This is a genomic window from Myxococcus xanthus (assembly GCF_013116825.1).
GTDB classification, from domain to species: domain Bacteria; phylum Myxococcota; class Myxococcia; order Myxococcales; family Myxococcaceae; genus Myxococcus; species Myxococcus xanthus_B.
Genome location: NZ_JABFNS010000311.1, coordinates 1 through 465, shown reverse-complemented (window position 1 = coordinate 465; position 465 = coordinate 1). Strand labels below are relative to the sequence as shown.

At 72.9% G+C, this 465-nt stretch carries 1 protein-coding gene; it reads right to left on the bottom strand.

Features of this window, described 5'->3' with window-relative positions; translation table 11 throughout:
• The coding region (locus HNV26_RS37470; RefSeq protein ID WP_216613095.1) for a hypothetical protein at window positions 1-330 on the bottom strand (330 nt) is incomplete at its 3' end.
• Window positions 331-465 lie beyond the last annotated feature (135 nt).

The window sequence follows — 465 nt, the reverse complement described above, 5'->3', positions numbered from 1 at the left end:
ACCCAGCACCGCGCGCTGCGGCAGCGCCGCGCCCACGGACGACTCGAACACCCGCAACCCGTCGGCCGACCAGATCTGCACCACGAATTCGGTGCTCTCGTCCTCCTGCGCCGGTGCCTCCTGCGCCCGCTCGGGCATCGACGGCACGCCCGGCCGCAGCGCCATCGCCGTCTGCTGCATGTGGTAGTCGAAAATCTGGTCCGCCTCGGCCAGTGCCGAGCGGTAGGCCAGCGCGAACTGCAGCAGCGCCGCGCAGACGATCGCCACGAGCAGAAAGCACAGCAGCCGCGCGCGCAGCGAATGCGGCGCCCGCGCGGCCAGGCGGTCCATCCAGCGGCCCTGCGGTCGACCGCGCGCCGGGCCCCCTCCGTCGGTTTCACCGGCGGCCGGCCGGCTCATGCCTTGGGCACCATGTAGCCCACGCCGCGCACGTTCAGCACCAGTTCCGCGCCGAGCTTCTTGCGC